A 26,383-nucleotide genomic window follows, 5' to 3' on the forward strand; every position below is an offset into this window, starting at 1 on the left:
TCAGGCGCGCGCCGCCAGCAGATCCGCCGGAGCCTTGGCCGCCGGGCGCCATCTGAGACTCCGATCGATCGTGTTGCTGGCGAGAAGCGCGCGAATATGGCCGATGCGCTGGTAGCGTGGGCCTTCGAATTCTTGAAGCGTGAGGCCGGCGCCGCGATAGGCGTCATGGAGCTGCTCGGCCCCGGCCACCACATCCCATTTCGGGCGGAAGGCCGGCAGGACCCGCGCGATCTTGCCGAAATCGACGCGGTAGGAGCGCGCATCCGGCCCGGCCTCGCTGGCATATTCCAGCCGGCAGCCCGGCACGGTGCGCGCCACGACGTCGGCGATGTCGCGGACCTGGTAGTTGTGTTCCGTGCGGCCGACATTGAACGCCTCGGCGAAGACCGCTTCCGACGGCGCTTCGAGGGCTGCCAGGAAGGCGCCGGAAATGTCCGCGACATGGACGATCGGCCGCCAGGGCGTACCGTCCGACTTCAAGAGGATGACGCCCCGCGTGACGGCCCAGGCGACAAGGTTGTTCAGCACGATGTCGAAGCGCAACATGGGCGACAGGCCGTAGGCCGTCGCCGGCCGCAGGAACACCGGGCAGAAGCCGGCATCCGCCAGCCCGGCAATATCGGCTTCCGCCATCACCTTGGAGCGGCCATAGGCCGATACCGGATTGAGCGGCGCGTCCTCGGCGACGAGGTCTTCGCCGGCGAGGCCATAGTTGCTGCAGGAGGAGGCGAAGAGGAAGCGGGCGACGCCCGCCTCCTTCGCCGCCCGCGCGACGCGCACGCTACCCTTGTGGTTGATGTCGTAGGTGACGTCGGGATCGAGATTGCTCAGCGGATCGTTCGACAGCGCCGCGAGATGGATGACGGCATCGAAGCCTTCGAGGTCCTGGGGCGTGATGTCCCTGACATCCTTCAGGTTTGAGGGAACCTCGGTCATCGGCCCGCCCGGCGCATAGGCGCAGCGCCGGTAAAGCTTGCTGTCGTAACCGTGCACCTCATGCCCAGCCCGAAGGAGGATCGGCACCATCACGGCGCCGATATAACCCTGGTGTCCCGTCACAAGCACCTTCATGTCCGCATCTCCCGGCTTCGTTGCTGAAAGAGATGCTACGGCGCGGCAGGGCGGACCACGATTGACGACAAAGACGGCGGCACTTACCCGAAAGGCGTATCGACGGCCCGCCCTACCGCTTTCGGACAGGTCAGGCGGTCTTCGCCTTCGCCACCGGCTCGCCGGTGCAAGGCTCGGGCGCGGTGTTGTAGCGGCGGAAGACGACGCCGGAGGGGCGTCCGACCAGGTAGGACTCGATGCCGCGGTCGAGGGCGAGGCGATAGACGCCGAGCGCGCCGTCGAAGGCCTCCACCGTCTGGTCGATCTCGTCGTTGCCGTGCGTGTAGCTCACCACGAGCGACGGCGCGAGCACGCCGCGGCGGATGGTTTCCTGCAATAGCAGCGTCCGGAACGCCTGCGAGGGCGTGCCGGTCCTGTCCTTCGCGAAATAGGAGAGGCAGGCGGGATGGCCCGTGACACCGACGAAGCGCTGGAGGCCGTGCCGGGCGATCGCCTGCTCGATGCCGGCCTTGAGCCTTAGCCCCTGGCTACGCAGATGCGGGATGACCGGCTCCTGCGCATAGACATGCATGGTCGCGATCGCCGCCGCCATGGCATGGGTTTCGGCGCCATGGGTGGTCGACAGCAGGAAGACGCGGGGCTTCTCGGTCTGCTCGATGCCGCCGAGCGCCATGAATTCACGCTTGCCAGCGAGCGCCGAGATGGCGAAGCCGTTGCCGAGCGCCTTGCCGAAGCACGAGAGGTCCGGCCGCAGCCCGTAATAGTCCTGCGCGCCGCCCCGCGCCCAGCGGAAGCCGGTAATCATCTCGTCGAGAATGAACAGCGCGCCGTTGCGGTGGCAAAGCGCCTGCAAATCCTGCAGATAGCCCTCAGCCGGCTCGTCCCCGCGCGAGGCCTCGAGAATGAGGGCGGCGATCCTTCCCGGATGGCGGGCGAAGAGATCGCGCGCGTCGTCGAGGTCGTTGTAACGGAAGCCAAGTGTCAGGTCGCGGACAGCCTCGGGAATGCCGGCATTCATCTCGGTGGTGCCGATGAACCAATCATCGGTCGAAAAAAACGGGTGGTCCCGGCAGCGCGCGACAAGGTCCCTGCCCGTCGCCGCCCGCGCAAGACGCACCGCCGCCGAGGTCGCGTCCGAGCCGTCCTTGCAGAACTTGACCATGTCGGCGCCCGCAACCATCTGGAGGAAGGTCGCGGCGCATTCGATCTCGATGCGCGCGGGCCGCGTGAAGTTGCAACCGAATTCCAGCTGGCGCGCGACGGCCTCCACGACATGACGATAGGCGTGTCCGAGACCGACCGACCGGTTGCCCATGCCGTATTCGATATAGGCATTGCCGTCGACGTCCCACACATGACAGCCGTAGCCATTGACGATGAAGCCCGGCGACAGGACCGGATATTGGTCGTCGCCCTTGGCATAGGTATGCGCGCCGCCCGGGATGATCTGGTGCGCACGCCGGCGCAGCCTGTCGGAGTTCTCGAAGTCCTGAATGAAGGCGTCCATCGCAATCTCCTCTGCATTCCGGCCTTTTGGGCACTATCGCCCGCTCCGCGGCGCGCGCATCCGCGCTCTTGGTGGATGGAGTATGACCGATAGGCGTAGGGGGTCAGTCGTAGAGGTCGTTGAGCTTGAAGATCACTTCCGTCCGGTTGCGGACCTTGAGCTTCTTCATGATGTTGCGGATGTGAACCTTGACCGTGCTTTCGCGCAGGTCGAGCTCGTAAGCGATGATCTTGTTGGCCTTGCCGAGCTTGAGCATCGCGATGACGTCCTCTTCCCGGCAGGTGAAGATTTCGGCTCGCTTGCGCTCCTGCTGGTCGGCGGCCGACATCAGCCTGCGCAGTTCGGGCAAGCTCTCCGTCGAAATGAAAACGCCGCCGGAAAGCGCCAGCGAGATTGCTTTCACGCAGACGGAAATGCCCACGGCCGAGGGAATGAACCCCCTGACGCCAAAATCCAGCGCCGTGAGGACCTGCCGCAGGTCATGGTTGTCGGAAAGGATGATGACCGGCAGATCCGGGAACCGCGAAACGAGCATGCGGATGTCGTTTTCGATGCGCGGCTCGGTGCAGTCGCGGCTGCCGACATTGATCAGCACACCGCTCGATGCCTCGGCATATTTCGACATCCAGGCGTCAATGGAGTTGAAGAGCACGATCGTCATGTCGAGGCCGTGCGACACAAGGCTTTGAGAAAGGCACTCGCGATCGAGTGTCCGTTCGTCGATCATGTCCAGGACCCGCGTATTTGCCAAGGCAGTCTTCGCCGGATTGACGCGTTTGAAAGCCGGCAGCCGCGCGGTCCCGTTCAAGACCTTCCCATGGCTCAACCCATTTATTCCTCTGACCTCAACCACAGCAGGAATCCCTAGAATTGACGATTCACAACAAGAAAGCGTATTTCCGCCGAAACGAATACTTCCGCATAAAAATACTTCACATCACGGTATCAATTATAGAGAGTTCAAAAATAACAGTCATTTTTGCAATCGATACTTTTCACACTGTAAATCTATATCAAAAAATTTGCCCGCGAACAGACTCGGAAAATACGTACAGCCGAGGGTATGCAATCGTGACGGGGATGCCTATACTGTGCCCAAACACCACACATGCATATTGACCGCTCAAAATGTGTGCAGAATCCCCGAGATTGCATCCATGAGTTCGAGCCATCCCTTTTCACGCGCTTCGTCGGGTTTTGATAATAGCTCCGGCAGCGCTGTCGGTCGCGTCATTGCGATCGGCGCATCGGCTGGCGGGCTCGATGCCTGCCGCGTCCTTCTCGAGGCCATGCCGTCGGGCGGCGGCAACACCTTCATCCTCGTCCAGCATCTCGATCCCGTTCATGAGAGCCTGCTGGCGGAACTCCTCTCCAGCCACACGACCATGACGGTCGCGCAGGCCGAGGACGGCCGACGACTGGAGCCGGATCACCTCTTCATCATTCCGCCCGGCTGCTACATCGCGGTACATGCCGACACGATCCGTCTCACCGTACCGCCCGTCCGCCATGGCATGCGCATGCCCTATGATTTCCTGCTGAACTCGCTCGCCGCGGAGTACGGCGCGCGCGCGACGGCCGTCGTCCTGTCCGGCACCGGGACCGATGGAAGCATCGGCATCCGGCTTATCCGCGAGGCGGGCGGGCGGGTCTATGTGCAGGATCCCGATGAAGCCGGCTATGACGGGATGCCAAAGAGCGCGATCGATTCCGGAATGGCCGAACATATCATGCCGCTTGCGGCCATCGCGCAGGCCCTGCACAGGCCGGCGTCCGCAACCGCCGACACCGGCCCACTCTCGAAACAGGCGGTCGTGGACAGGATCCTTACCATGCTGCGCGTATCGGCAGGCAAGGATTTCGCCCTCTACAAGCAGGGAACGCTCTATCGTCGGCTGGAACGGCGTATGGCCATGGCCGGCATCGCTTCTTCCGACGCGGCACGCTACCTCGGCCTGCTTGAGGAAAATCCGCTGGAACTGTCACAGCTTGCGACGGATATCCTGATCAACGTCACGAATTTCTTCCGCGACACCGAGGTTTTCGAGCGACTGCGCACGAAGGTCGTGCCGGAGCTTGTCGCGAACCATCCGTCGGGGCGGACGCTGCGCTTGTGGGTCGCGGGATGCAGCACCGGCGAGGAAGCCTATTCGCTGGGCATGCTCGTCCAGGAATGCATTTCACAGACCAGGCGCGATATCCGGATGCAGATCTTCGCATCCGATGCGGATGAGGAAGCGGTCGCGTTTGCGCGCGACGGCTTCTATCCGCTGACGATCAAGACGGACGTGTCGCCCGAGCGGCTGCAACGCTTCTTCACCCAGGAAGAGCACGGCTACCGAATTGCCTCGGAACTTCGGTCGTCGATCATCTTCGCGGTCCAGAACGTGCTCAGCGATCCGCCCTTCTCCAATATCGACCTCATCTCCTGTCGCAATCTCCTGATCTATCTCGGGCCGGAAGCGCAGGCGAAGGTCATCGGGCTTTGCCATTTCGCCCTCAACGACAACGGTATCCTGCTGCTCGGCAATACGGAAACGGTGGGGGCGGCAACCAACCGCTTCGACGTGATCGACAAGTCCGCACGAATCTTCCGCCGGAAGGGCCAGCGCGGCCGCTACGGCTTTGCCGTCAATGCATCGGACAATGTCCGGGTGCCTATGCAGCAGGGGCAAGTCCCAGGACGGCAGGCCGCGCTCGCCGAGCTCACCCGCCGAACGATCTTGGATAGCTACGCCCCGGCCACGGTGCTGATCAACCGGAAATACGAGTATCTTTATTCGCTCGGCCCCGTGCAGCGCTACCTGCGCATCGCGCCCGGCTATCCGACGCAGGACCTCTTCACGATGACGCCGCGCAGCGTGCACACCAAGCTCCGCTCGGCGCTCCACCGCGCCCAGCAGGAGAAGGTCCGCACCTTGGCGATCGGTCTCTACCACGATGCAGCCGATACCCTTTCGCGCTACGAGATCGCGGTGCAGCCGGTCACAAGCGAAGGCGAGGAGCTGTTTCTCGTCAGCTTCCTCGACGTCGCCCAGCCCTCCCAGGCGGGTGATCTCCCGGAGCCCAGCCATGACGACCGGTCGGGCACGCTGGAGCGGGAATTGGCAACCACCCGCACCGAACTCCAGGCCGCTATCCGGGACCTGGAGAATGCAGCGGAAGAGCAGAAGGCGATCAATTCGGAGACCCTATCGCTCAATGAGGAATATCAATCCGCCAACGAGGAGCTGCTGACTTCCAAGGAAGAGCTTCAATCGCTGAACGAAGAGCTGACCGCGCTCAACGCCCAGCTTCAGGAGGCGCTGGAACGCCAGCGCGCGACGGCGAACGATCTCGAGAACGTGTTATACAGCACCGATGTCGCCACGATCTTCCTCGATCCGGGATTGAACATCCGCTATTTCACACCGGCGACACGCTCGATCTTCAACGTCATCATGGGCGATATCGGCAGGCCGCTGGCGGACCTCAATGCGCGCGTGCCCGATCCGACGCTGCTCGGCGACGCCGCCGCCGTCCTGAAAGGCAGCACCACCAAGGAGCGGGAAGTCAGGACCGGGAACGGCACCTGGTACATGCGCCGCGTCATGCCGTACCGAACCCAGGAGGGCGGCACGGAGGGCGTGGTCATCACCTTTGCCGACGTGTCCACCCAGCACCGTGCCCATGAAGCGCTCGACCGGGCGAAACGGGCAGCTGAACGCGCCAATGCGGCAAAATCCCGCTTCCTCGCCACGGCAAGCCACGATCTGCGCCAACCCCTGCAATCGCTGGTGCTGCTCCAGGGCCTGCTGGAGAAATCGGTGGACGGCGAGAAGCCCCAGAAACTGGTCAGGAGCTTCCGCGATACGCTCGGCTCCATGTCCGAAATGCTCAATGCCCTCCTCGATATCAACCAGATAGAGGCGGGCACGGTCTATCCGCGCATCGTAACCTGCAAAATCAACGACGTGCTGCAACGCCTGAACGATGAGTTCGGCTACAGCGCCCTGGAGAAAGGCGTTTCCCTCCGCTTCGTCCCATCGAGCCAGCTGGTGCGCACCGACCCCCGCCTTTTGGAGCAGATGATCCGCAACCTTCTGGCCAATGCGCTCAAATACACGCGGGAAGGCAAGATCCTGCTGGGGTGCCGGCGCCACAAGGATGCGCTCACCATCGAAGTCTGGGACAGCGGCATCGGCATCGCGGCCCACGAACTCCAGGCTATCTTCGATGAATACCATCAGGCGGCCAATGACGGGGCAGAGGCCGAACTCGGCCTTGGCCTCGGCCTGTCCATCGTCAAACGCCTCAGCGCATTGCTCGGCCACCAGATCCAGGTCCGCTCCATCCCCGGCAAGGGCTCGGTCTTCTCGATCCATGTCGCGCTCGGCAAGGAGGATCCGCGGCAGGAACGGACGCCGGTCGAGAAAAATCTGGAGGCCCCGCCGGTGCGCGGCACGGTGCTCGTCGTGGAAGACGACCAGAAGGTCCGCAGCCTGATCGAGATCGCGCTGCGCGACGAACAGCATCTGGTCTATGCCGCGGACAACGGCTCCGCCGCGATCGACCTCGTCTCCAGCGGAACCCTGGTCCCCACACTCATCCTCGCCGATTACAATTTGCCGAACGAGGCCAACGGTATCGATGTTACCAAGGAACTTCGCTCGATCCTCGGCCGCAACATACCCGCGATCATCCTGACGGGAGATATCACGGCGGAGACATTGCGTATCCTTTCGGCCGAAGACTGCCTGCACATGCCCAAACCCGTGAGCCTCGGCGATCTCCTGAAGGCAATCCAGCTTCTGCTGCACGCCAGCGGGATAGAACCCGAAGGCACGCGGCAAGAGCCGCAGGCATCGCCATCCGCCGAGCCTGCGATCTTCGTTATCGACGACGACCGCTCGATCCGCGAAGCCTTGCAGGAAACCTTCGAGGCCGACGGACGCCGCGTGAAGGCGTTTTCAGATGGGGAAACCTTTCTCGCCGCCTTCGACGACGCGTCGGTCGGATGCCTCGTCATGGACGTCAAGCTGCCGGGGATAAGCGGCCTGGACGTGCTGCTAACCCTGCGCAGACGCGGGGTCAGGCTGCCCATCGTCATGATCACGGGCGCCGGCGATGTCGCGACGGCCGTGCTGGCGATGAAGGCGGGAGCATCCGATTTCATCGAAAAACCGATAGGGCCGTCCGATTTGCTGGCGTGCGTTTCCAAGGCCCTGGCGCACAGCCGTAATACGGACATGCAGGGCACAAGGCAGCGGGAGGCAAGGGCGCGGCTGGCGCGCCTGACGGGACGCCAGCGGGAAATCCTCGACCGGGTGCTCGCCGGCCAGCCCAGCAAGGTGATCGCGCAGGACCTCGATGTCAGCCAGCGCACGGTCGAGGCGCACCGCGCCGCGATCATGCGGCGGATGCAGGTCGGCTCCCTGCCGGCGCTCGCGCGGCTGGTGGTGCTGGCTGAAAACGATACGGCGGACGTTCAGGGATAGTCCTGCTGCCCGGTCGGCTTGCGGTCGCTGTCCCGCCACCGGTGATACAGATCCCGGATTCCCGTGCGAAGCTCGGTCTCGTGCGACCATCCGAGCGCGCGCAGACGGGAACTGTCCAGCAGCTTGCGGGGCGTGCCGTCCGGCTTGAAGGCGTCGAAGACGATATGGCCGCGAAAATCGACGATATCGGCGATCAGGAAGGCGAGCTCGCCGATGGAGATCTCCTCTCCCGAGCCGACATTGATCGGTTTGGGGCTCTCATATTCCTTCATCAGGAACACGCAGGCGTCGGCAAGGTCGTCGACATGCAGGAATTCCCGTTTCGGCGTGCCCGTTCCCCAGACGACGACGCTGTCGCGATGGGTGACCCTGGCATCGTGCATCTTGCGGATCAGCGCCGGGATGACATGGGAATGGTCGAGGTCGAAATTGTCGTTTTGGCCGTAGAGGTTCGTCGGCATGACGGAGATGAAACGGCGCCCGTGCTGCTCCGCATAGGCGGCGGCGAGCTTGATCCCGGCGATCTTGGCGAGCGCGTAGGCTTCGTTGGTCGGCTCCAGGCTGCCCGTCAGCAGGGCGTCCTCATGGATGGGCTGCTCGGCATGCTTGGGGTAGATGCAGCTCGACCCCAGGCACATCAGCTTCTCGACACCGAGTTCCGACGCGGTCTTGATGACATTGACGAGGATCAGCATGTTCTCGGACAGGAATTCCGCCGGATAGCGCGCATTCGCCCCGATGCCGCCGACCCGCGCGGCGGCGATGAAGATCGCCTCCGGCCGCGCCTTGCGCATCCAGTTCTCGGTATCGAACTGGCGCGTCAGGTCGACCTCCCCGTGCGAGACCGCCTGTATGTCGCAACGCTCCCGTTTCAGCCGGCGCAGCAGCGCCGAACCGACCATGCCCGAATGTCCGGCGACCCAGACGCGCTTGCCGCGCAGGTCGTACGATACCGTGGCCTTTTCAGCCGTGGAGATCATTGCGGCCTTCCTCCCTCGTGATGACGCGCAGGTCCGATTCTACCATTTCCGAGACGAGGTCCTCGAAGGACACGGTCTGGCGCCAGCCGAGCCGGTCTCGTGCCTTGCGCGCGTCGCCGAGCAGGATGTCCACTTCCGCCGGACGGAAATAGCGTGGATCGATCTGGATCAGCGCGCGGCCGCTCTTGCGCTCGTAGCCAATCTCGTCGACGCCTGTACCGTCCCATTCGATGGACTTGCCGACGACATCGAAGGCGCGCTCGACGAATTCGCGGACGGTATGAGCCTCACCCGTGGCCAGCACATAGTCGTCCGGCACCTCCTGCTGAAGGATCCGCCACATGCCCTCGACATAGTCGCGCGCATGGCCCCAATCGCGCCGGGCGTCGAGATTGCCGAGGAAAAGCTTGTCCTGAAGCCCCCATTCGATCGCCGCCACCGCCCGCGTGATCTTGCGCGTGACGAAGGTTTCCCCGCGACGCGGGCTTTCGTGGTTGAAGAGGATGCCGTTGGAGGCGTGGAAGCCGTAAGCCTCGCGATAGTTGACCGTCATCCAGTAGGCGTAGAGCTTGGCGGCGGCGTAGGGGCTGCGGGGATGAAAGGGCGTTCCCTCCCGCTGCGGCGTCTCGCCGATGCCGCCGAACAGCTCCGAGGTTGATGCCTGGTAGAAGCGGCAGCGATCGCCCACCTTCAGGAGACGCATAGCCTCCAGCAGTCGCAACGTGCCGAGCGCGTCGGTATTGGCGGTATATTCCGGCGTTTCGAAGCTCACCTGCACATGGCTCTGGGCGCCGAGATTGTAAATCTCGTCCGGGCAGACCTCCTGGATCACCCGGCAAAGATTCGTGCCGTCCGTCAGGTCGCCGAAATGCATGTGGAACCGCACATCCGGCGAACGCGGATCGACATAGAGGTGGTCGACGCGGGCGGTATTGAAGGATGACGAGCGACGCTTTAGGCCATGCACCCGGTATCCCTTGGCGAGCAGCAGCTCCGTCAGGTAGGAGCCATCCTGGCCCGTCACGCCGATGATCAAGGCAGTTTTATCAGACATGGGTCCGCTTTCGCACGAGGAGACGCCGGGCACGACGCTTCGTACCCCGTCGGCCCGAGAGTTAGCGATGGGACGGGTGGACCGACAAGGTGGCCGTTCGGGGGACAGGAGGCGATCCGTCGCCGGCCGGCTGGGCAACGCCGTCGTCCCCTACGCCGAAGGTCCATGCCGTTCGGGCGGAAGGCGTAGGCAGGGTGCGCAGGCGGCATTCCTCCTAGCGCCTTTGGAGAGCTTGCCGCCCGCTCGCCGGCTGGCAGGATCGCACGTTGAAGACCAACGATGCGGGGCGGCTCCATGAGGACGATCTTTGTCAACCGGTATTTCCATCCCGACCAGTCGGCGACGAGCCGCATGGTGTCGGCGCTGGCTTTCGGCCTCGTCCGGCAGGGAGGGGCGGTCACTGTCCTCGCCAGCCGCACCCTCCACGACGGCAGCGACTCCATACTCGCCGGCCGCGAAACCTGTTCCGGTGTGGAGGTCGTGCGGCTTTCCACCTCGCGTTTCGGCCGGGGCACCCTGTCCGGCCGCGCCGCCGATTACCTGTCCTTCCATCTCGCGGCCTTTGGCTGGCTCTCCCGGAACATCCGGCGCGGCGATGTCGTCGTCGTGTGTACCGATCCGCCGCTGATCTCGCTTACCTGCGCACTGCCGATCCGGCTGCGCGGCGGGCGGATGATCAACTGGATCATGGACCTGTTTCCCGAGACCGCGGTCGAACTCGGGTTCCTCGGCAAGGCGCCGTTTCTCGGGCGGCTTGCCGCGTGGTTGCGCGACCGGTCGATTGCGCGGTCACGGCTCACCGTCTGCCCGACGGAACGGATGGCGGAGTATCTGACGGCGCGGGGCGTTCCGGCGGCGTGCGTCCGCGTGCTGCATCACTGGTCCGACGCCGCCGAAATCCGCCCCGTCCCGAAGGACGAAAACCCTCTGCGCGCCGCCTGGGGCTATGTGGGCAAGTTCGTCGTCGGCTATTCCGGCAATTTCGGCCGCGCCCACGAATTCGCCACGCTGATCGAGGCGGCGACCCTCTTGAAGGACCACCCGGATATCCGCTTCCTCATGGTCGGAGGCGGCTACAAGCTTCAGTCCGTCAAAAGCGCGGTGCGGGAGCGCGGCCTTGCCAATGTCGCCTTCAAGCCGCTGCAACCGGCAAGGAATCTTGCCGAAAGCCTCGGTGTGCCGGACCTGCACGTCGTCTCCCTGCTGCCCTGCCTTGAGCATTGCATCATCCCGAGCAAGTTCTACGGCATCCTCGCCGCCGGAAAACCCACGCTTTTCATCGGCGATCCCAAAGGCAGCGTCGCGGCGGTCGTCGTCGCCGAGCAATGCGGCGTGACCATCGAGATCGGGCAAGCGGAGACGCTTGCCCGCACGATATCGGATCTCGCCGCCGCCCCCGAACGGGTCGCGGCGATGGGGGTGGCCGCAAGGGCGGCGCTCGAAGCCGACTATGCCTATGACCGCGCGCTCACCACCTGGAGCACCCTTCTCGCCGAGCTTGCCGAACGCGGCCGCGCTCCCGCAGGGGCCGTCATACTGGAGCAGCGACCGTCATGACCGGGACCATCATCGTCAGCCAACTCGGCGCCCGCATGCACTACGCCGTCGCGCGCATCCTGGCAAAGGAAGGAAGGCTCAGCCATTTCTTCACCGATATCTGCGGCACGAAGAGCTGGCCCGCACTGCTGCGCAGGCTGCCCCCGACCCTGCTGCCGCGTCCGGTGCAGCGGCTGGTCGGGCGGGTTCCGAGCGGCGTGCCGCCGGAGCTGATCACGGATTTTCCGCTTTTCGGCGTCCGTTCCGCCATCCGGCGCCTGCGCATCGGGGATGCCGCGGAAGAGACGTCTCACGCCGTCTGGGCCGGCAGCCAGTTCTCGACGCTCGTCGCCGCGCGCGGCTTCCACGATGCCGCCGGCCTCTACGCCTATAGCGGCGATGCGCTGGAGCAGATGTGGGCGGCAAAGCGGCAGGGCCTGTGGGTCGCCGTCGAGCAGATGATCGCGCCGCGCGCCGTCGTGGAGGCCATTCTCGCCGAGGAGATGCGGCGCTTTCCCGATTGGGCCGGCCCGCCGTTGCCCAACCCGCATGCCGAGACCTTCGCAGACCGCGAGCGCGCCGAATGGGCATTGGCCGACTGCATCGTCTGCCCGTCCGAGTTTGTGCGCGACCATGTCATCGCGGAAGGCGGGCCGGCGGAGCGTTGCGTCGTCGTCCCCTACGGCGTCGATGCGAAGGACCGGTCCAGCGCGACGCTTCGCGCACCGGGGCCGCTGCGCATCTTGACGATCGGCGAGATCGGCCTGCGCAAGGGCTCGCCCTATGTGCTGCAAGCCGCCGAACGCCTCGGCACCGCCGTGCGCATGCGTATGGCCGGTCCCGACCGGCTTCCCCCGTCGGTCCATCGTCGGCTGAGCCGCGCGATCGAGCTTCGGGGCATCGTGCCACGCGCGGCGATTGCCGAGGAATACCGCTGGGCGGACGTATTTTTGCTGCCGTCGCTCTGCGAGGGATCGGCGACCGTCGTTTACGAGGCGCTGGCCTCGGGGCTTCCGATCATCACCACCCACAGCACGGGAAGCGTCGTGCGCGACGGCTTGGAAGGCCTGATCGTGCCGGAGCGCGATCCGCAGGCGATCGTCGATGCGGTGCGCTACCTTGCGGAGAACGAATATCTGCGGGCGACCATGGCGGCGAATGCCCGGCTGCGGGCGAGGGAATACACCGTCGACAAATACGGCGCCCGCCTCCTCGGCGTTCTCTCGGGACTGCATGGATCCATGCCATGAAGATCGTCCACGTCATCACCTCCATCGACCCGGACAGCGGCGGGCCGCAGGCCGTGGTCATGCGCCTTGCCGCCGCGCAGGCGAGCCTTGGCCACGATGTCCGCGTGGTGAGCCAAGCCGACGACCGCACACTTGCCCGCGTCGCCCGGCTCGGCGCGGCGATCCCCGGCTTCCCGCAGGTCGTCTGGCACATCCTGCCGCCGCCGGGCGCGGTCGAGGCCATCCTGTGCCTCAAGGCACGCCCTTTCCTCACGCGGATTCTCGCCGACACCCAGCATGTGCATCTGCACGGCGTGTGGGAACCGATCCTTGCCTGCGCGGCGGCCATCGCGGCGCGCAGCGGCGTGCCCTATTGCGTCTGCCCCGCCGGCATGCTCGACACTTGGAGCCTCGCGCAAAAACCCTGGAAAAAACGCCTCGCGCTGGCCCTGGGTTGCCGCCGGATGCTCGACGGCGCGGCCTTCCTCCACACGCTCAACCATGATGAGGTGAAACTGATGCGCCCGCTTCACCTGAAGGCGCCAGCCGAGATCATCCCCAACGGCATCTTCGTCGAGGAATTCGAACACCTTCCGTCCACCGCGGATTTTCCAGCGCTGATCGGCCTGCCGGTGGAGCGGCGCTTCGTGCTCTTCCTGTCGCGGCTGCACTACAAGAAGGGGCTCGACCTGCTGGCGAATGCCTTCCAGCTGGTGGCGCGGCAGTGCCCCGACGTCGATCTCGTCGTCGCGGGGCCGGATGGCGGGGCGGAGGACGATTTCCGCGATCTCGTGCGCCGCTTCGGCCTCGAAAGGCGGGTGTTCATGGTCGGTCCGATCTATGGCGAGACCAAGCTGCAGGCCTTCGCGGCGGCCGCCTGCTTCTGCCTGCCCAGCCGGCAGGAAGGGTTCAGCATCGCGATCACCGAGGCGCTTGCCTGCGGCACGCCCGTCGTCATCAGCGATGCCTGCCATTTTCCGGAAGTCGCGACCGCCGGCGCGGGTGCGGTCGTGAGCCTCGATCCGATGGACATCGCCACGGCCATGATCGACGTGCTTCTGCATCCTCTCGCAGCCACGGCCATGGGATTTAACGGCCGCCGGCTGGTGTTCGAGAACTACACCTGGCCGCGCATCGCCCATCTGACGGTCGGCCTCTACGAGGCCTATCGACCGGCGGCCGCGAGCATCGGCTTGACCGCCGCCAACGATAGCTGCCCCTGAACCGGTCAGGTATCGCCCGGCCGGCGGCTGGCGACAGCGCGCGCCGGATTGCCGGCATAGACCGTCCAGGGCTCCAGCGCCTTGACCGCCACGCCCCGCGCGCCGAGCACCGCGCCTTCCCCCACCTCCGTTCCCGGCCCGACGAAGGCTTCCGCCGCGACCCAGGCCTTGCGGCGCAGCACGATCGGCCGCGCAACCAGCGGAAAGGATGCCTGCTGGATGTCGTGCGTGCCGGTGCACAGATGCGCGCGCTGCGAGACGATGGCCAGAGCTTCGAGCGTCACCGGCGCCACATTGTAGCAGATCACGCCCGGCCCCATCGAGGCATTGCGCCCCATCACGAGATTGCCCGGCCACCAGATGACCGTGCTGCCATGCACGATGGCGGTCGGATCGAGTTTCGCACCGAACAGGCGCAGCAGACGGTTGCGCCAGGGATGGAAAGGCGACGGCGTCCAGGCCGCAAGGCACCGCCAGGTAACGAGCCAGGCAAGCCGCATCAGCCGGAGCCGCAGCGCGAAGGTCGGACCGCCAAGAAGCGGCGTCGCAACGCCGGCAGCATTGAAAGCGGGATCGTCATAGCGCGATTTCATGAATGGACGAGCCTCCCTGGCGCAAGCGGATCGGCATGGGGGCGCCTGACGGGGACGACCGCCAGCGCCAGCGACGGCACGAGGAACAGCACCATGTGCACCCAGGCCATGATCACCCAGTCGGTCTGATGCGAGACGACATGCATCGCCGGCACAGCGGACAGCATGTAGACGAGCTGGCCCGCCGCTTGCCCCTCCTTGGCGCTCGCCCAGAGCCGCGCTAGCAGGTAGGCGATCAGGAAGAATTTCGCCGCGCCGAAATACCAGAAGGACTGGAACGCGTCGGCCATGCCGGTCTCCGTCGTCCCGGTGAGCGCGTTGTAGTCGCGCGCCATGGGCGGCGTCTTCAGCATCAACGACCGCTTCGCCGCCTCGCCGACGAGCTGGGAGGGGACGTAGTTGAACACCAGCCGATTCCAGTGGAACTTGCCGTAGTCGAATTCCAGCGAGGTCGCGGCATGGTCGATGCGCAGGATCGCATTGCGCACCTCCAGCCCGCCCTCCTGCAGCGTCGCCCGGAAATTCGCGGAGACGTCGATCTGGCCGATGTCCTGCCAGATCGGGCCGGAATTCGCCCGCGTGATCGCCCGGTAGTCGCCCATGCTGTTCATGAGGAACGTGCCGAGCAACACGCCGGCGAGCGCGATCGTCCGGGGCGCCAGCCATCCCCTATGGAACCAGAAGGCGACGGCGAAGATGGCGACAAGCTCGATGGCTTCCGCCCGCTTGCCGGTGACGACGATGCGGTCGAGATAGAAGACGAGATCGAAGGCGACGATAGAGAATGCGAAGAGCGACGTCCGTCTCGCAAGGCAGAGAACGCCGAGCGCAAGCCCATAGGTCATGAGCCGCGCGACGAAGAGGTAGATCACCGGCACGCCGCTCATCTGCACGCCGACGACCATGTCGCCCGGCAGGCGGCTCAGCTTGAAATAGAAATAGGCGCCGATGACCGACAGCACGGCGGAGACGATCAACAGCCGCCGCTCGCCGAAATTCCGGCGCAGGAAGGCGACCGGCTTTTGCGTGGAGGACCAGCCGAGCCAGGCCGCCGCAAGGCACAGGATCGTGAACGCGGCCATCCGCTCGTAGGCGCCGCGCGGCAGGAACCGGTCGTCCATCAGGCCGGGAAGCTGCGGTAGCAGAAAGCTCACGGCCATGACGCCGACGAGGAAGGGCAGCTGGTAGATCCGCCCCGGCGCCAGCATGCCCCACAGCAGAAGGAGCGCGACCGTCAGGCAGAGGAGGCAGGTCAACAGCAGGTTCACGGGCGGGCCTCCTTTCCGAAAGCGGGGGTGCGAAAAGATCAACCGCCGGAAGGGAGAGCCTCGTGTCTCCCCGCTCCCGACGGCGGTCGCAGGAAGGCGATTGCCGCCCGCGACGAACGATCAGACCGGCAAGCCTTCCTCGCGGCGGCGCAGTTCCTCGGTCTTGATGACGATCATGTATTCGTAGGCCGCGAGCAGCCGGCAGTAGTGGTAGCCTTCCTTCCCGTCGAGGAACCCGCCGCGCAGCACATACATGTAGAGGAAGCGCGCGGCCGGCCGGAACGGCAGGCGCATGGACAGTTCCTTCAGCGCCCGTCGGCGCACCTCCGGCACGCCGCTCAGGACGTCGCGCCACGGCACGCGCCTCTCGCGCAGGCTTACTACTGTCTCGCGCGCCTCCGACAAGGAGTAACGGTTGTGCTTCTCGTACCAGGCGTTTATGCCCTTGTTGAAACTGTAGTGGATGAAATGCGCCTCTAGCCGGCCTTCCGGGCCCTCGGTCAGGCATCGCGAATGGGCGTCGCGCTCGTAGCGCACGCGATCGGGCCGCACCAGCCGCGTGATCCAGGTCGGGTAGAGGCTCGAGTGCTTGATCCAGCGGCCCATGAACATATTCTTGTAGCGGATGCGGAAGGCGCTTTCGGGCCGCGTGTGATCGCGGGCGATCGCCAGCATCTCGTCGCGCAGGTCGGGCGGTGTAATCTCGTCGGCATCGGGCGTGTAGACCCAGGCGTATTTGTATTCGATCTCCTTCAGCCCGTAGGTGCGCTGGTGCGATTCCGTGTCGTGCACCCGCTGGTAGACCCGCGCGCCGGCCGCCCGCGCGATCTCGACCGTCGCGTCGGTGGAATAGGAATCGAGCACCACGATATCATCGCACCAGTCCAGCGAGGCAAGGCAGGCGGGAAGGTTCCTCTCCTCGTTCAACGTCATGATCAGTACGGAAATCGACATCGCGGTCCTCCCTACACCTGTAACTTGACGGACGGACGTGCAGCCCGATGGCCCCACCGGTGCGTGGCGCTTTCGACGGCAAGCACGAAGGCGCTGTGGGCAGCGGCGACGAGCAGCAGGCCGACCACCATCACCGGCGCCGGCACGTAGAACAGCAGCCCGAGATAGCCGATGCCGCCGCACAGAAAGGAAATGAGGACGATGACGTAGCAGGTGGCCGCCGGCGAGAGGCCGGAATCGATCAGCAGATGGTGCAAATGCCGGCGGTCCGCCGACATGGGGCTGCGATGATCGAGCAGGCGGCGCACCATGAGGCTCAACGTATCGATAACCGGAAGGATCACCAGCCACAGCAGGGACGGGAAAGGCAGGCCTTCTGCGCCATCCGACAGGCGTAGGATCAGATAGGCGATGATCGCGCCCAGCGCCGTGCTGCCGGCATCGCCGAGATAGACGGAGGCACGGGCGCGCCAGGGACTGCGCAGGTTGAAGAGGAGGAAGCCGCCGACCGCCGCCAGCAGTGCGGCAACCGGAAAGACGAGCCCGTCCTCGCCCGCATGGAGCACCAGCAGAAGGATCCAGACGAGCGTGGCCGCCGCACTACCTCCGGCAAGGCCGTCGACGCCGTCCACCATGTTCCAGGCGTTGATCAGCCCGACGACGAAGGCGACTGAGACGACGAGGAGGACGGCATGGCCGCCGATACCCGCGACCGGCAGCATGTCCCCGAGCGAAATCGGCCCGAGGCCCTCCGCGGCGATCAGCGCCACGGCGATCAGCACCTGGGCGGCGAAACGGAAGCGTGCGGGCAGGGCAAAGCGATCGTCGACGACCCCGAGCGTGACGACGAGCAGCGTCGCCGACCAGAAGCCCGGCCCGACATCCATCGCGTTCGCGGTGAGCAGGCTCATGCCGGAAAAGGCCATGAAGATCGCGATCCCGCCGCACAGCGGAACGGCGCCCTCATGAATCTTCCGGTGATCCGGCAGATCGAGGAGATGAAGCGGCACCGACAGCCAGCGCAACAGGACGACGAAAAAGGCGCTCAGCGCGAGAGACGCCGAGCTTTCGAGCAGCAAGAAGATCATCTGACGCCCCTGCAATCGCACCGATACCCTTACCGTCAGCGGTCAGGCTGCATGGGCGACGATGCAAGCATAGCGTTTGATTCGCCGCTCCGACCATTTGGGCAAAAGGCCGAAGCGACTGGCGCGAAAGGCGAAATTCATCGGACTGCCCACCCTCGTCTACCCCCTTTCCACCTCCCTCTCCTCCCTTTGGCCGAAGGTGGCAACGTGGCTTTCGGCACACGAGAAGGTTACCGTCGCCTTCCTCGCGCACAGCACCCAATCGCGGCAACCAGAGTTCGGCATGATTTACGACCATTGCGTCATCGGCGGCGGTATCGTGGGCCTGGCAACGGCCATGCGGTTGCTCGAAACCTATCCCGGCAGCAGCCTCCTCCTTCTGGAAAAGGAAGACGCGCTCGGCCGGCACCAGACGGGCCACAACAGCGGCGTCATCCATGCCGGCATCTATTATCCGCCCGGCAGCCTGAAGGCGGAGCTATGCCGCAAGGGCGCAGAGGCCACCAAGGCGTTCTGCGCGGAAAATAACATCCGCTTCGAGGTCTGCGGCAAGCTGCTCGTTGCCACGTCCGATCTTGAGATGCAGCGCATGGATGCCCTCTACGAACGCTCAAAGCAGAATACGATCGAGGTCCATCGCATCAATGAAGGGGACCTGAAGGAGCGGGAGCCGAATATCCGCGGCCACGGCGCGCTCTTCGTTCCGTTCACCGGCATCGTCAGCTATGCAGAGGTCTGCCGGGCCATGGGGCGGCGCATCGCGGCGCTCGGCGGCGAGATCCGCCTCTCGACGCGCGTCACCGGCCTTCGCGAAACGGTCGATACCGTCGACATCGCGACAGACGGTGACAGTTGGCACGCGAAAAAGCTGGTGGCCTGCGCCGGGCTGCAATCGGACCGGCTGGCGCTCCTTGCCGGCCTTGCGATCGAGCACCGCATCGTCCCCTTCCGCGGCGAATATTACCGCCTGCCGGCGGACAAGAACCGGATCGTGCGCCACCTCATCTACCCGATCCCCGACCCCGACCTGCCCTTCCTCGGCGTCCACCTGACGCGCATGATCGACGGCAGCCCGACGGTCGGCCCGAACGCCGTGATCGGCTTTGCCCGCGAGGGCTATCCCCGCCTCTCCGTCAATCTGTCCGACATAGCCGACTATGCCCGGTTTCCCGGCTTCTGGAAAACCGTCCTCGCCCACCGCAAATCCGCCATGACCGAGCTCAGAAACTCGCTCTGGAAACGCTGCTACCTGGAGGAATGCCGGAAATACTGCCCAAGCCTAACCCTTTCCGACCTGCTGCCGCACGAGGCCGGCATCCGCGCCCAGGCCGTCCATCGCGACGGCACCCTCATCCACGATTTCCTCTTCGCCCAAACCGACCGCATGCTCCACGTCTGCAATGCGCCTTCGCCCGCAGCGACCTCGGCGATCCCGATTGCGGACATGATCGTGACCCGCCTATTCGAAACCAGCGGTCGCGTCGGGAGATGAAACCGCGCTCCGTGATTGTTCCATTAGTAGATGGCCGCAAGCCGCATTATCACCACGTCGGCGATGGCCGTTTTCATGAGTTTGCCTATTACGGTGTGCGGCAGTTCGTCTACGATTACGGTGTGCGGCAGTTCGTCTACGACGAGCACCATTCGATCACAATTCGAGCATAGCCAGGCCTGCGGTCGCCATCGACAACACGCTCGACCGGCAGTTTGACGTAGCCGCTCCGGACAAGGCCTGGGTCGCGGATATCACCTACATCCGGACCTGCGAAGGCTTTGCCTATTTGGCCGTCGTCATCGACCTCTATTCCTGCTGGGTCATCGGCTGGCGATGCAGAGCCGCCAAACCACGGGCGTCGTATTGCAGGCCCTGCTCATGGCGGTGTGGCGACGCAAACCGAAGGATAAGGTGCTGATCCATTCGGATCAGGGCTCGCAGTTCACCAGCATGGAATGGGCCTCGTTCCTCAGGCATCGACGCAGCAACTGCCATGACAATGCGGTGCCCCTCTTGCAGGAGCGGGTACCGTGGAGACGCCAGCGGAACAACGATGAACCCCGCCACTTCATTCGCATGCGCCTGGAACTTGAGTTTCCAGCTCTTGAAAGGACTCGAACCGCCGACCCCGTTGCTTAGTCGTTTTACTCAAGCCTAGTTTTTGGCCTACTACTTGCCCTCGGGAACCGCCGAGTTAGCAGCTGACAGTCTGCTCTCGCGACGAAATCAGAAATGCGGCCATCTAGTGTTCGGACATTTGCGGACCCAAGCGTGGGTCAGCCCGATCAGACTTTTCGGCTCGCTTCAGTTGACAATCTCCATATATCCTATAATCTGGATGTATGGAAAGCATCGCAGCAATCTCGGCGCTGGGCGCCTTGGCCCAGGCCACGCGGCTGGAGACCTTCCGGCTTCTCGTTCGGCATGAGCCTGACGGTATCCCGGCAGGCGAACTGGCCCGCCTCATCGACGTGCCACAGAACACGATGTCGTCGCATCTCGCGACGCTGTCGCGAGCAGGCTTGGTCACGAGCGAGCGGCAGAGCCGGTCGATCATCTACCGGGCGGACCTCAACGGCCTGAGGGAATTGACCCTGTTCCTCCTGAAAGACTGCTGCGGTGGATCGACGGAGCTTTGCGCCCCGCTCATCGCCGAGTTGACGCCCTGCTGCACCCCGGAGGCGAAGCGGTCATGAGCGCGATCAAGTTGGAGCAAATTGAGGGCAACGACGCTGGCCTCAAGGCAGCCTTGACGGAAGCGCATCTGCCAACGGATGACATCAAGGATCATGGTCGCACCTTCTTCAGGGCGCAGTCATCGGATGGCCGGGCTATCGGTTTCCTCGGTGTCGAGCGCTGCGGTGATGACTTTCTCCTCCGTTCGGTTGTCGTGCTTCCCGATCATCGGGGGCAAGGACTGGGCGGCGTTTTGGTCGAACGGGTGGTGGCGGGTCTCGACCATGCCGGCGACGTCTTCCTTGCCGCGACGAGTGCAGCACCGTTCTTCACGCGCATCGGATTTTCTGAAGTCCAGCGAGACAGCGTTCCCGCAGCCGTGCTGGCGACCCGCCAGCTTTCCTCCATCTGCCCATCGTCAGCGACCATCATGAGGCTTACCCGGCCGCCGACCTAACCACGGACCACGACCATGACCGATAAGACCTATAACGTGCTGTTCCTCTGCACGGGCAATTCCGCTCGTTCTATTCTTGCCGAAGCCATTCTCAATAGGGAAGGTGGCGGACGATTTAAAGCCTTCTCCGCCGGCAGCCAGCCGAAGGGCGAAGTCAATCCGCATGCCCTGAAAGAACTGGAAGCGTTGGGCTATCCATCGACGGGTTTCTCGTCGAAGAGCTGGGACGTATTCGCAGACCCCGGCGCGCCGCAGATGGATTTCATCTTCACCGTCTGCGACAGCGCCGCCGGCGAAGCCTGCCCAGTCTGGATCGGCCATCCGATGACCGCCCATTCGGGTGTCGAAGACCCCGCCGCCGTCGCTGGCTCGGACATCGAGATCCAGCGCGCCTTCGCTCAGGCCGCGCGTTTCCTCAAGAACCGGATCGCGGCCTTCGTCAGCCTGCCGCTGGAATCCATTGACCGCATGGCGCTGGAGACGAAGCTTCGCCAGATCGGTGCGATGGAGGGCACGACTAGCCTCGAAGGAAAGTCCGCCTGATGTCCACGTTCGAGCGCTATCTGACCATCTGGGTCTTCCTCTGCATCGTGGTAGGCGTGGCGCTTGGCCATCTCATGCCCGGCCTCTTCCAGATCATCGGCGCGGCCGAGATCGCCAAGGTGAACATTCCCGTCGCGATCCTGATCTGGCTGATGATCATTCCGATGCTGCTCAAGATCGATTTCCGGTCTCTGGCGCAGGTCGGCACCTACTGGCGCGGTATCGGCGTGACCTTGTTCATCAACTGGGCGGTCAAGCCGTTCTCCATGGCGCTGCTCGGCTGGCTGTTCATCGGCTGGTTGTTCCGCCCCTACCTGCCTGCCGACCAGATCGACTCCTACATTGCGGGACTAATCATTCTCGCTGCGGCTCCCTGCACGGCTATGGTGTTCGTCTGGAGCAACCTGACGCGCGGGGAGCCATTGTTCACGCTGTCGCAGGTCGCGCTGAACGATGCCATCATGGTCGTCGCGTTCGCTCCGATCGTTGGCTTGCTGCTCGGCCTGTCCGCCATCACCGTGCCTTGGGATACGCTCGTTCTCTCCGTCGCCCTCTATATCATCGTGCCCGTCATTATCGCGCAGGTCATCCGCCGCCGCCTCACGGTTGGCGGTACGACGCGGGCACTGGATGGCGTGCTGGCGAGGTTGCAGCCGATCTCACTGGTGGCGCTGCTCGCGACGCTGGTTCTTCTCTTCGCCTTTCAGGGTGAACAGATCATCGCCCAGCCCGCCGTCATCGGCTTGCTCGCCGTGCCGATCCTGATCCAAGTCTATTTGAACTCAGGGCTCGCTTATCTGCTCAATCGGATGACCGGCGAGCGGCATTGCGTTGCCGGTCCATCAGCCCTGATCGGTGCCAGCAATTTCTTCGAGCTTGCGGTCGCCGCCGCCATCAGCCTGTTCGGCTTCCAGTCCGGCGCGGCACTCGCCACTGTCGTCGGCGTGCTCATCGAGGTTCCGGTCATGCTGTCGGTCGTCTGGATCGTGAACCGCTCGAAGGACTGGTACGAGGCCGCCCCCGCCGTCTCCAGAACCACCGCCACCGAAAGGCACTGACCATGGACGCGACCATCTATCACAACCCCGCCTGCGGGACGTCCCGCAACACGCTGGCGCTGATCCGCGCTGCCGGGATCGAACCTGTTGTCATCGAGTATTTGCAGCACCCGCCGACGCGCGAGCAGCTTGCGACGATGATCGCGGACGCTGGCTTGAACGTTCGGGAAGCCATTCGCGAGAAAGGCACGCCTTATGCCGAACTCGGTCTGGACAACCCAGACCTGACTGACGAGCAGTTGCTCGACGCGATGATCGCAACGCCGATCCTTATCAATCGCCCCTTTGTCGTGACTCCCCTTGGCACCCGGCTCGCCCGCCCTTCCGAAGCGGTGCTCGACATCCTGCCCGACACCTTCATGGGGCCGTTCTTCAAGGAGGACGGTGAACAGGTTCTCGATCAGGAAGGAAAGCGCATTGCCTGACACATTTCCCGCATTGCAGGGCGATCACCTGCACTCGACCGATCTCGACGCCCTGCGTCCGGCATTCTCGACGCATAAGCCGCGCATCCTGATCCTCTACGGTTCGTTGCGCGAAGTGTCTTATAGCCGCCTGCTCGCATTCGAGGCCCGCCGGCTGCTCGAACGGCTCGGATGTGAGGTTCGCATGTTTGATCCAAGGGGTCTGCCGCTGCCTGACGAAGCGCCGGTGAGCCACCCGAAGGTGCAAGAATTGCGCGATCTTTCGCAATGGTCGGAAGGGCAGGTCTGGGTGAGCCCGGAACGCCACGGCGCGATGACCGGCATCATGAAGTCCCAGATCGACTGGATTCCACTCTCGGTCGGATCGGTCCGGCCGACGCAGGGCAAAACGCTCGCCGTCATGGAGGTCTCAGGCGGTAGCCAGTCCTTCAATGCCGTGAACCAGATGCGCATTCTCGGCCGCTGGATGCGGATGATCACCATCCCGAACCAATCCTCGGTCGCCAAAGCCTATCAGGAGTTCGACGCCGATGGCCGGATGAAGCCCTCGTCCTATTACGACCGGGTGGTGGATGTGTGCGAGGAGTTGGTGAAGTTCACCATTCTTACACGCGATGCCTCCGCCTATCTCACCGACCGCTACAGCGAGCGGAAAGAACAGGCGGCCGAGCTTGAGAAGCGCGTGTCGCTGCGGTCAATCTGACAGGCTTATGCTGGCGACGAGGTTCCGCTTCGTCGCCATTGCCACCGCGACAAACGCTACGATACCGATTGAGCCAAGGGCCGCGCTTAGCACAAGTGATGCGCCTATACCGAACTGCTCCATCGTCGCGGCGAAGGCGAAAGGGGCCGCAGCGCCGGCAACCAGTCTCGCCGCCGCCATCTTGCCGGTGAGCGCACCATACCCATCCGAACCGAACAGGTAGAGCGGCAAGCTGCCCTGTGCGATGCTGTTGATGCCCGATCCGAGACCGAGGCAGATCGAGAAGGCGACCGCGCCGGGGAGCCAGTTGCCGGACAGCGCCAGAATGACGACGCTCAGCACCATGAAGACCGCGGAGAGAACCGCAAGGCCCGGCGGTGCGAGGCGCGTTCCAAAGATCATGTTGATCAGGCGGCTAAGAACCTGCGCTGGGCCGAACAGGGAGCCGATGACGACGGCGGCGCCTCCGAAGCCGAGCGAACCGAGCATCGGCACCATATGCGCCAGCATCGCGCCAAGGGTGAAGCTGATCAGCGCGAATGCAGCCGACACGATGATCACCGCACTGCGCCGACGCTCGCGCGGAATGGCGCCGACGACAGGCTCGCGCATCGGCCTTAGTCCGCCAGCCGCAGCCACCTTACCCTTCCGCATGATCCAGACGTGGAACGGCATGCAGACAGCAAGATTGAGCACGGCATAGACGAGGTAGATTTCCCGCCACGAGAGATAGTCGAGCAGCGCCGTGGCAATCGGCCAGAAGATCGTCGAGGCAAATCCCGCGATCAGGGTGAGATAAGTGATGCTGCGTGACGCTGACCGGGGATCGGCCTCGACCAGTGCCGCGAACGCGGCTTGGTACTGGACCATGCCGGACGATATCTCCAACAGGACGATAGCCAGCGCAAAGATCGCCACCGATGGCGACCACGCGCAGAGGATCAAGGTCAAGGCGGACAGCACCGAGCCAATAGCCATGACGGTCGATGCGCCGACGCCATCCATCTGCCGACCGATATAGGGTGCCGACAAACCGCCAACGAAGAGTGACGCGGAGAAGATGGCAAACACCTGCGCGACCGTGATGCCGAGATCCGCCGCCATGCCGGGGGCCAGGATGCTAAAGCTGTAGTAGAGGGTGCCGTAGCCAATGATCTGGGTCAGGCCGAGCGCGGCAACGATGCCGACGGGAACGTTTGGATTACGCAACGATGTCGCCCTCGCTCCGGGCAGCATCTGTCTTGCAGCAACCATCGGGCCGCTGCACACCCTCGCGGATCATCGGATGACCGGCGCAGCAATCCTCCATCAAGAACTTCACGAGGTCGGCTAGCGCGTCATAGCTGGCGCTATAGACGATCGAACGGGATTCTCGTCGCTGCGTGATCAGGCCCGACCGTTCTAGTTCCTTCAGATGGAAAGACACATTCGAGGGCGACACGCCCATGCGCTCGGCGATCAGCCCGGCAGCCAGCCCTTCCGGTCCGGCGGCGACCAGTGTGCGGACGATGGCGAGACGCGTTTCCTGCGACAGGGCCGCGAATGACGTGAGGGCTTGACGCTCATCCATATTTCAATAATCCTTGAATCATTGAAAAATAGGAGTAGCGCACATGACCGCAATCGACAAGGCCGTTTCCTCCGATATCACGCTTGGCCAGCTTCTCGATGGATTGGCGGCCGCGCCGGAAGCGCGGCTGGTGTTTCTGTACGAAGGGCAGCCAGTGAAGGCGGGCTACCACGTCACCGAGGTCAAGGCGGGCGCGTTCTCGGCACTCGACTGTGGCGCCAACCCGGAAGCTTGGTCGGAGATGTTCATCCAGCTCTGGGATATCGACGAGGACGGCCGGAGCCATATGCCGGCGGGCAAGTTCTCCGCCATCATCCGCAAGGTTTCTGATCACGTTCGACTCGATCCAGCGGCCAAGCTGACCTTTGAAGTTAGTGACGGAAATCGACCGATGGCCCTCTACTGCGCATCGTCGCCGCGCATGGCAGAGGACAAAATCGAGGTGACATTGGCCGCAAGACCGGCAAGCTGCAAACCCCGTGATCGGTGGCTAGTCGAGAAGACTGCAGCAACAAATTCCTGCTGCGGCCCGGCAACAACCAGTTCTAAATGTTGCGCCTGAAAAGCGCTCTTGAAAGGAACCGAACCGACGATCCACGATCTGAAGCTTAACTTCAACGCAAACTCCTACTGTTATCGAGACCGCCGCCGCCGAGCGGACGGGATGGCGCAAGTGCGGCCGAGCCTCCCCTGCCTGGCCCGCCCAGCAGAGCTTACAGCGCTGCGCAGGACGACAACAGGGAGTACGAGGCACGGTTGAGCGCCTGTATCAGCAGTTCGCCCGATCTGCGAGCAGCATCATTCTCCGATTCTTATCTCCTCTTCCCCTGTTCTCCTCATTGATATCCGCGAGTTCTGACGCTATATTGCGTCATAATGCTTGGTGGATCGAACGGAGGTTTTTGAGATGGGTCTCGCCCAATATGCCGATGGCGGGCTTTTCTCGCCGCGTAAGATCGCCAGTGCCCTGCGCACC

Annotated in this window: 23 protein-coding genes and 1 pseudogene; 13 read left to right on the forward strand and 11 right to left on the reverse strand. The window is 63.9% G+C overall.

Translation table 11 applies throughout. The features are described from left to right. The 3 genes from ACOZKU_RS07235 to ACOZKU_RS07245 all read right to left on the reverse strand — a co-directional run bounded on the left by ACOZKU_RS07235 (position 1) and on the right by ACOZKU_RS07245 (position 3,329). A complete protein-coding gene (locus tag ACOZKU_RS07235; RefSeq protein WP_421578287.1) occupies positions 1–1,071 on the reverse strand; it encodes an NAD-dependent epimerase/dehydratase family protein in 1,071 nt (356 codons plus the stop codon). A 130-nt stretch (positions 1,072–1,201) separates the two neighbouring features. Beyond that, entirely contained in the window at positions 1,202–2,578 is a 1,377-nt protein-coding gene (locus ACOZKU_RS07240) for a glutamate-1-semialdehyde 2,1-aminomutase (RefSeq protein ID WP_421578288.1), read from the reverse strand. A 103-nt stretch (positions 2,579–2,681) separates the two neighbouring features. Further along, positions 2,682–3,329, reverse strand: coding sequence for a LuxR C-terminal-related transcriptional regulator (locus tag ACOZKU_RS07245; RefSeq protein WP_421578289.1), 648 nt, complete (start codon positions 3,327–3,329; stop codon positions 2,682–2,684). 406 nt (positions 3,330–3,735) lie between these two features. On the opposite strand from ACOZKU_RS07245, the gene ACOZKU_RS07250 reads away from it, so the two are divergent. Next, positions 3,736–8,055 carry a chemotaxis protein CheB gene (locus ACOZKU_RS07250; protein ID WP_421578290.1) on the forward strand — a complete coding sequence of 1,440 codons (4,320 nt, stop codon included), beginning with the start codon at positions 3,736–3,738 and terminating at the stop codon, positions 8,053–8,055. On the opposite strand, the gene ACOZKU_RS07255 is transcribed toward ACOZKU_RS07250, so the two are convergent. Further along, entirely contained in the window at positions 8,046–9,035 is a 990-nt protein-coding gene (locus ACOZKU_RS07255; RefSeq protein WP_421578291.1) for a GDP-L-fucose synthase family protein, read from the reverse strand. The genes ACOZKU_RS07250 and ACOZKU_RS07255 overlap by 10 nt on opposite strands. Then, positions 9,019–10,089: a GDP-mannose 4,6-dehydratase gene (gene gmd, locus ACOZKU_RS07260; protein WP_421578292.1), complete on the reverse strand. Its 1,071-nt coding sequence runs from the start codon at positions 10,087–10,089 to the stop codon at positions 9,019–9,021. The genes ACOZKU_RS07255 and gmd overlap by 17 nt, the downstream gene beginning before the upstream one ends. A gap of 294 nt (positions 10,090–10,383) precedes the next feature. Here gmd and ACOZKU_RS07265 point away from each other — a divergent pair, with 294 nt between their 5' ends. The 3 genes from ACOZKU_RS07265 to ACOZKU_RS07275 are packed head-to-tail and all read left to right on the forward strand — an operon-like array spanning position 10,384 to position 14,077. Beyond that, on the forward strand, positions 10,384–11,646 hold the full coding sequence (locus ACOZKU_RS07265; protein WP_421578293.1) for a glycosyltransferase family 4 protein: 1,263 nt from the start codon (positions 10,384–10,386) through the stop codon (positions 11,644–11,646). Further along, positions 11,643–12,875, forward strand: a complete 1,233-nt coding sequence (locus ACOZKU_RS07270) for a glycosyltransferase family 4 protein (protein ID WP_421578294.1) — start codon at positions 11,643–11,645, stop codon at positions 12,873–12,875. The genes ACOZKU_RS07265 and ACOZKU_RS07270 overlap by 4 nt, the downstream gene beginning before the upstream one ends. After that, positions 12,872–14,077 carry a glycosyltransferase gene (locus tag ACOZKU_RS07275; protein ID WP_421578295.1) on the forward strand — a complete coding sequence of 402 codons (1,206 nt, stop codon included), beginning with the start codon at positions 12,872–12,874 and terminating at the stop codon, positions 14,075–14,077. The genes ACOZKU_RS07270 and ACOZKU_RS07275 overlap by 4 nt, the downstream gene beginning before the upstream one ends. Positions 14,078–14,082: 5 nt before the next feature. Here the strand turns inward: ACOZKU_RS07275 and ACOZKU_RS07280 are convergent, their stop codons facing one another. The 4 genes from ACOZKU_RS07280 to ACOZKU_RS07295 form a co-directional block, all read right to left on the reverse strand. After that, entirely contained in the window at positions 14,083–14,670 is a 588-nt protein-coding gene (locus tag ACOZKU_RS07280) for a putative colanic acid biosynthesis acetyltransferase (protein ID WP_421578296.1), read from the reverse strand. Next, the gene (locus ACOZKU_RS07285; protein ID WP_421578297.1) at positions 14,667–15,938 is read right to left on the reverse strand and encodes a hypothetical protein; all 1,272 of its coding nucleotides are present in this window, start codon (positions 15,936–15,938) and stop codon (positions 14,667–14,669) included. Before ACOZKU_RS07285 ends, ACOZKU_RS07280 begins: the two co-directional genes overlap by 4 nt. Before the next feature lie 120 nt (positions 15,939–16,058). Then, positions 16,059–16,892: a glycosyltransferase family 2 protein gene (locus tag ACOZKU_RS07290; protein ID WP_421578298.1), complete on the reverse strand. Its 834-nt coding sequence runs from the start codon at positions 16,890–16,892 to the stop codon at positions 16,059–16,061. A gap of 11 nt (positions 16,893–16,903) precedes the next feature. After that, a complete protein-coding gene (locus ACOZKU_RS07295) occupies positions 16,904–17,980 on the reverse strand; it encodes an MraY family glycosyltransferase (RefSeq protein ID WP_421578299.1) in 1,077 nt (358 codons plus the stop codon). A gap of 286 nt (positions 17,981–18,266) precedes the next feature. On the opposite strand from ACOZKU_RS07295, the gene lhgO reads away from it, so the two are divergent. The 8 genes and pseudogenes from lhgO to arsH all read left to right on the forward strand — a co-directional run bounded on the left by lhgO (position 18,267) and on the right by arsH (position 23,837). After that, positions 18,267–19,472 (forward strand): L-2-hydroxyglutarate oxidase, encoded by a 1,206-nt coding sequence (gene lhgO, locus ACOZKU_RS07300; RefSeq protein WP_421578370.1) that lies wholly within the window; start codon positions 18,267–18,269, stop codon positions 19,470–19,472. Between the two features lie 85 nt (positions 19,473–19,557). Continuing rightward, a pseudogene (locus tag ACOZKU_RS07305) lies at positions 19,558–20,066 on the forward strand (DDE-type integrase/transposase/recombinase); the annotation flags it as partial. 251 nt (positions 20,067–20,317) lie between these two features. After that, entirely contained in the window at positions 20,318–20,671 is a 354-nt protein-coding gene (locus tag ACOZKU_RS07310; protein WP_421578300.1) for an ArsR/SmtB family transcription factor, read from the forward strand. Then, positions 20,668–21,108 (forward strand): arsenic resistance N-acetyltransferase ArsN2, encoded by a 441-nt coding sequence (gene arsN2 / locus ACOZKU_RS07315; protein ID WP_421578301.1) that lies wholly within the window; start codon positions 20,668–20,670, stop codon positions 21,106–21,108. The genes ACOZKU_RS07310 and arsN2 overlap by 4 nt, the downstream gene beginning before the upstream one ends. A gap of 15 nt (positions 21,109–21,123) precedes the next feature. Further along, on the forward strand, positions 21,124–21,651 hold the full coding sequence (locus ACOZKU_RS07320; RefSeq protein WP_421578302.1) for an arsenate reductase ArsC: 528 nt from the start codon (positions 21,124–21,126) through the stop codon (positions 21,649–21,651). After that, positions 21,651–22,709, forward strand: a complete 1,059-nt coding sequence (gene arsB / locus ACOZKU_RS07325; protein WP_421578303.1) for an ACR3 family arsenite efflux transporter — start codon at positions 21,651–21,653, stop codon at positions 22,707–22,709. The genes ACOZKU_RS07320 and arsB overlap by 1 nt, the downstream gene beginning before the upstream one ends. 2 nt (positions 22,710–22,711) lie before the next feature. Then, positions 22,712–23,134 carry an arsenate reductase (glutaredoxin) gene (gene arsC / locus ACOZKU_RS07330; RefSeq protein WP_421578304.1) on the forward strand — a complete coding sequence of 141 codons (423 nt, stop codon included), beginning with the start codon at positions 22,712–22,714 and terminating at the stop codon, positions 23,132–23,134. Continuing rightward, the gene (arsH, locus tag ACOZKU_RS07335; protein ID WP_421578371.1) at positions 23,109–23,837 is read left to right on the forward strand and encodes an arsenical resistance protein ArsH; all 729 of its coding nucleotides are present in this window, start codon (positions 23,109–23,111) and stop codon (positions 23,835–23,837) included. The genes arsC and arsH overlap by 26 nt, the downstream gene beginning before the upstream one ends. On the opposite strand, the gene arsK is transcribed toward arsH, so the two are convergent. Further along, on the reverse strand, positions 23,829–25,073 hold the full coding sequence (gene arsK, locus ACOZKU_RS07340; protein ID WP_421578372.1) for an arsenite efflux MFS transporter ArsK: 1,245 nt from the start codon (positions 25,071–25,073) through the stop codon (positions 23,829–23,831). The two genes, arsH and arsK, sit on opposite strands and share 9 nt — an antisense overlap. Further along, on the reverse strand, positions 25,039–25,407 hold the full coding sequence (locus ACOZKU_RS07345; protein WP_421578305.1) for an ArsR/SmtB family transcription factor: 369 nt from the start codon (positions 25,405–25,407) through the stop codon (positions 25,039–25,041). Before ACOZKU_RS07345 ends, arsK begins: the two co-directional genes overlap by 35 nt. Positions 25,408–25,450: 43 nt before the next feature. Here ACOZKU_RS07345 and ACOZKU_RS07350 point away from each other — a divergent pair, with 43 nt between their 5' ends. Further along, positions 25,451–25,969 carry a DUF6428 family protein gene (locus tag ACOZKU_RS07350; RefSeq protein WP_421578306.1) on the forward strand — a complete coding sequence of 173 codons (519 nt, stop codon included), beginning with the start codon at positions 25,451–25,453 and terminating at the stop codon, positions 25,967–25,969. The last annotated feature ends 414 nt before the right edge of the window (positions 25,970–26,383 follow it).

Source organism: Shinella sp. M31, assembly GCF_049199205.1.
In the GTDB taxonomy this organism is placed as follows: domain Bacteria; phylum Pseudomonadota; class Alphaproteobacteria; order Rhizobiales; family Rhizobiaceae; genus Shinella.